Raw genomic sequence first — 5,001 nt, 5'->3', positions numbered from 1 at the left:
CAACGCCTACCTCGACGCCCTGGCCGAGCAGCGCCGCGGCCGCGGCCTCGCCGCCACCGCCGTCGCCTGGGGCCCCTGGGCCGACGGCGGCATGGCCGCCGAGGACGACGCGGAGGAGCAGCTGCGCCGCCGCGGCCTGCCCGTGATGGCCCCCGAACTGGCGATCGCCGCCCTGGCGCAGGCGCTCGACCACGACGAGACCGCGGTGACCGTCGCCGACGTCGACTGGGCGCGCTTCGCCCCGGTCTTCACCGCCGGCCGCAACCGCCCGCTGATCGCCGACCTCCCCGAGGTCCGCGCCCTGGCCACCACGGCCGCCCCGCAGGAGGGCCCGGCCGACGCCGCCTCCCCCTGGGCCGCGCGGGTCGCGGGCCTCTCCCCGCTGGACCGCGGGCGCGTCCTGGAGGAGCTGGTGCGCGACGCCGTCGCCGCCGTCCTCGGACACAGCGGCGCGGAGGCCATCGACCCCGGCCGGGCGTTCAAGGACCTCGGCTTCGACTCGCTGACCGCCGTCGAACTGCGCAACCGCCTCAACACGGCCACCGGACTGACCCTGCCGGCCACCCTGGTCTTCGACCACCCGACCGCCGCCGCCCTCGGCGCCCACCTCGGCGCCGAACTGCTCGGCACCGACACCGGGGCACAGGCCCCCGCCGTGCCGCAGGCGGCCGACGACGAGCCCATCGCCATCATCGGCATGGCCTGCCGCTACCCCGGCGGCGTCACCTCGCCCGAGGACCTGTGGCAGCTCGTGCTCGACGGCGCCGACGCCGTCGGTGACTTCCCGACCGACCGCGGCTGGGACCTCGGCGCCGTGGGCAGCGCCCTCGGCGGGGAGCGGGAGACCTCCTACGCGCGCTGCGGCGGCTTCCTGCACGGCGCGAGCGAGTTCGACCCGGCGTTCTTCGGCATCTCGCCGCGCGAGGCGCTCGCCATGGACCCGCAGCAGCGCCTGCTGCTGGAGACCTCCTGGGAGGCCTTCGAGCGCGCCGGCATCACCCCCGGCTCGGTGCGCGGCACCGCCACCGGCGTCTTCGCCGGCACCAACAGCCAGGACTACGCCGCCCTGCTGGCCGGCCAGGAGTCCAGCGAGGGACACCTCGCCACCGGCACCGCCGCCAGCGTGGTCTCCGGCCGCCTGGCCTACACCTTCGGTCTTGAGGGCCCGGCGGTCACCGTCGACACGGCCTGCTCCTCCTCGCTGGTCGCGCTCCACCTGGCCGCCCAGGCGCTGCGCAACGGCGAGTGCACCATGGCGCTGGCCGGCGGCGTCGTCGTGATGGCCACCCCCGGCACCTTCGTCGAGTTCAGCAAGCAGCGCGGCCTGGCCGCCGACGGCCGCTGCAAGGCCTTCGCGGCCTCGGCCGACGGCACCGGCTGGGGCGAGGGCGCGGGCATGCTCCTGCTGGAGCGCCTCTCCGACGCCCGCCGCAACGGCCACCAGGTGCTGGCGGTCGTGCGCGGCAGCGCGATCAACCAGGACGGTGCCAGCAACGGCCTCACCGCCCCCAACGGCCCCGCCCAGCAGCGGGTCATCCGTGCCGCGCTGGCCGGCGCCGGCCTGACGGCCGCCGAGGTCGACGCCGTCGAGGCGCACGGCACCGGCACCCGACTGGGCGACCCGATCGAGGCCCAGGCCCTGCTCGCCACCTACGGGCAGGAGCGCAGCGGCGAGCCGCTGTGGCTCGGCTCCCTCAAGTCCAACATCGGCCACACCCAGTCCGCTTCGGGTGTGGGCGGCGTCATCAAGATGGTGATGGCGATGCGGCACGGTGTGCTGCCGCGCACCCTGCACGTCGACGAGCCCACCCCCCACGTGGACTGGTCGGCGGGCGCCGTCGAGCTGCTGACGGAGACGCGGAACTGGCCCGAGACGGCGCACCCGCGCCGGGCCGGCGTCTCCTCCTTCGGCATGAGCGGCACCAACGCCCACGTCATCCTCGAACAGGCCGCCGACGAGCCGGTGGACACCGACCCGCAGGCCGCGCCGGCGACGCACGGCGACGCGCCGGTGCTCTGGGCCCTGTCGGGCCGCACCCCGGATGCCCTCGCCGCCCAGGCCGGACGCCTCCGCGCCCACCTGGAGACCCGGCCGGACGTCCCGGCCACCGACGTCGGGTACTCGCTCGCGGCCACCCGTACCCACCACGAGCACCGCGCCGTCCTGCTCGGCGACAGCCGGACGGCCCTGCTCGACGGCCTGGGCGCGCTCGCCGAGCGCGCCGACCGGACCGGACTCGTCCGGGGCGTCGCCTCGGGCGGCAAGCTGGCGTTCCTGTTCACGGGGCAGGGCAGCCAGCGTCCGGGCATGGGCAGGGAGCTGTACGAGGCCTACCCGGTGTTCGCGGACGCCTTCGACGCCGTCTGCGCGCGGGTCGAACTCCCGCTGCGGGAGGCGGTGTTCGGGGAGGACGCGGACGTTCTCGCCCGTACGGAGTTCACCCAGCCGGCGCTGTTCGCCGTCGAGGTGGCGCTGTTCCGCCTCTTCGAGAGCTGGGGTGTGCGGCCGGACGTCCTGGTCGGGCACTCGGTGGGCGAGCTGGCGGCCGCGCACGTCGCGGGTGTCCTCTCGCTGGACGACGCCGTTGCGCTGGTGGCGGCGCGTGGCCGGCTGATGCAGGCGCTGCCCGAGGGCGGTGCGATGGTGGCGGTCAAGGCCACCGAGGCCGAGATCCTGCCGCTGCTCACGGACAACGTCAGCATTGCCGCCATCAACGGGCCCTCATCCGTGGTGATTTCCGGCGACGAGGATGAAGTCCTCGCCATCGCGGGGCAGTTCGAGAAGACCAAGCGGCTGAGCGTTTCGCACGCGTTCCACTCGCCGCTGATGGACGGCATGCTGGACGACTTCCGCCGGGTGGCGGAGGGCCTGACCTATGCGGCGCCGCAGATCGCCGTGGTCTCCAACGTGACCGGTGCCCTGGCCACCGCCGAGGAGCTGTGCTCGCCCGAGTACTGGGTGCGCCACGTCCGCCAGGCGGTTCGCTTCGCCGACGGCATGAGCGCCCTCGAAGCCGAGGGCGTGACCACGTTCCTGGAGCTGGGCCCGGACGGTGTCCTCACCGCGATGGCCCAGGAGTGCGTCAGCGGCGACGAGTTCGCCTCCGCCCTGCGCCGCGACCGCGCGGAGACGCAGACCGTCGTCACCGCCCTCGCCGTGGCGCACGTCAACGGCGCCGAGCTCGACCTGACCTCCTACTTCGGCTCCGGCAACCACCGGGTCGAGCTGCCGACGTACGCGTTCCAGCGTGAGCGCTACTGGCCGGCGGTGGCCTCGGGCTGGCTGGGCGAGGTCGCCTCGCTGGGCCTGGGCGCGGCCGATCACCCGCTGCTGGGGGCCGGCGTGTCGCTGGCTGACGCGGAAGGCTTCCTGTTCACGGGCCGCCTGTCGGTGGAGTCGCACCCGTGGCTGGCCGACCACGCGGTGCTGGGTTCGGTGATCGTTCCGGGCACGGCGTACGTGGAGCTCGCCGTCCGCGCGGGCGACCAGGTGGGTTGCTCGCTGGTGGAGGAGCTGACGCTGGAGGCGCCGCTGGTGCTTCCGGAGTCCGGCGGTGTGCAGGTCCAGGTCTGGGTCGGTGCGCCCGACGGCGAGGGTCGTCGCTCGGTGACGGTCCACTCGCGCGTCGAGGGCGCCGGTGAGGACGGCCTCTGGATCCGTCATGTCTCGGGTGTGCTGGCGGAGGGTGCGTCGGCTGCTGAGGGTGCGGGTCTGGTGGAGTGGCCGCCGGCGGGTGCCGAGGCGGTGGAGCTGGACGGCTTCTACGGGGCGATGGAGGGCGTCGGGTTCGGTTACGGCCCGGTGTTCCAGGGTCTGCGGTCGGCGTGGCGTCGCGATGGTGAGGTGTTCGCCGAGGTGGCGCTGCCGGAGGCGGTGGCGGGGGAGGCGGCCGGTTTCGGGCTGCACCCGGCGCTGCTGGACGCGGCGTTGCACGCGGTCGGGCTCGGTGGCCTGGTGGAGGACGCGGGAGCGGGCCGGTTGCCGTTCGCGTGGTCGGGTGTGTCGCTGGTCGCGTCGGGCGCGGGCGCGCTGCGGGTGCGGCTGGTGTCGGCGGGTTCGGACGCGGTGTCGCTGACGCTGGCGGACGCGGAGGGCCGTCCGGTCGGTTCGGTGGAGTCGCTGGTGCTGCGGCCGGTGGTCGCCGGGCAGCTGGCGGCGGCGGGCAACCGTGGTGGCGAGTCGCTGTTCGGCGTGGACTGGGCGCAGGTCGCGCTCGGGGCCGGGTCGGGTGCGGACCTTCGGGTGGTGTCGTCGCCGGCCGAGCTGGCCGGGGACGAGGTCCCGGCGGTCGTGGTCGTCGAGGCACCGCAGGCGGGCGGCGGTGACGTGGCCGAGGCCGCGCACGCTGCCGGTGTGTGGGCCCTGGAGCTGGTGCGGGGCTGGCTGGCGGAGGAGCGGTTCGCCGCTTCGAAGCTGGCTGTGGTGACGCGTGGCGCTGTCGCTGTGGATGCGGCGTCGGGTGTTGCGGGTCTGGCGGAGTCGGTGGTCTGGGGCCTGGTGCGCTCGGCGCAGTCGGAGAACCCGGACCGGCTGGTGCTGGTGGACCTGGAGGCGGACGCCGAACTGCCTTCGGGTGTCCTCTCGTGTGGTGAGCCGCAGGTGGCGGTGCGTGGGGGTGTGGCGTTCGCGCCGCGTCTGGTGCGCGTTGCCGCCGAATCGGACAACGCGGTGTCGCTGGGCGAGGGCCCGGTTCTCGTCACGGGTGGTACGGGTGGTCTGGGTTCGCTGGTGGCCCGGCACCTGGTCACGGCGCACGGGGTGCGGAGTCTGGTGCTGACCAGCCGCCGCGGCCTGGACGCCCCGGGCGCTTCCGAACTGCGTGACGAGCTGGCGGGGTTGGGCGCCGAGGTGGACGTCGTCGCGTGCGACGTGTCCGACCGCGCGGCCGTCGCAGCGCTGCTGGAAGGTCGTTCGCTGTCGGCGGTGGTCCACACCGCCGGCGTCCTGGATGACGGCGTGGTGTCGTCGCTGACGCCGGAGCGGCTGTCGGCGGTGCTGCG

Annotated in this window: 1 protein-coding gene; it reads left to right on the top strand. The window is 74.9% G+C overall.

From position 1 onward, the window contains the following. Positions 1–5,001: SDR family NAD(P)-dependent oxidoreductase (locus ACWDBE_RS38965; protein ID WP_449810348.1), on the top strand; the 5,001-nt coding region annotated here is incomplete at both ends.

Source organism: Kitasatospora sp. NPDC001132 (assembly GCF_053598415.1).
Note: the sequence above shows the minus strand (reverse complement) of the source record. Positions and strands in the feature narration are given on the sequence as shown.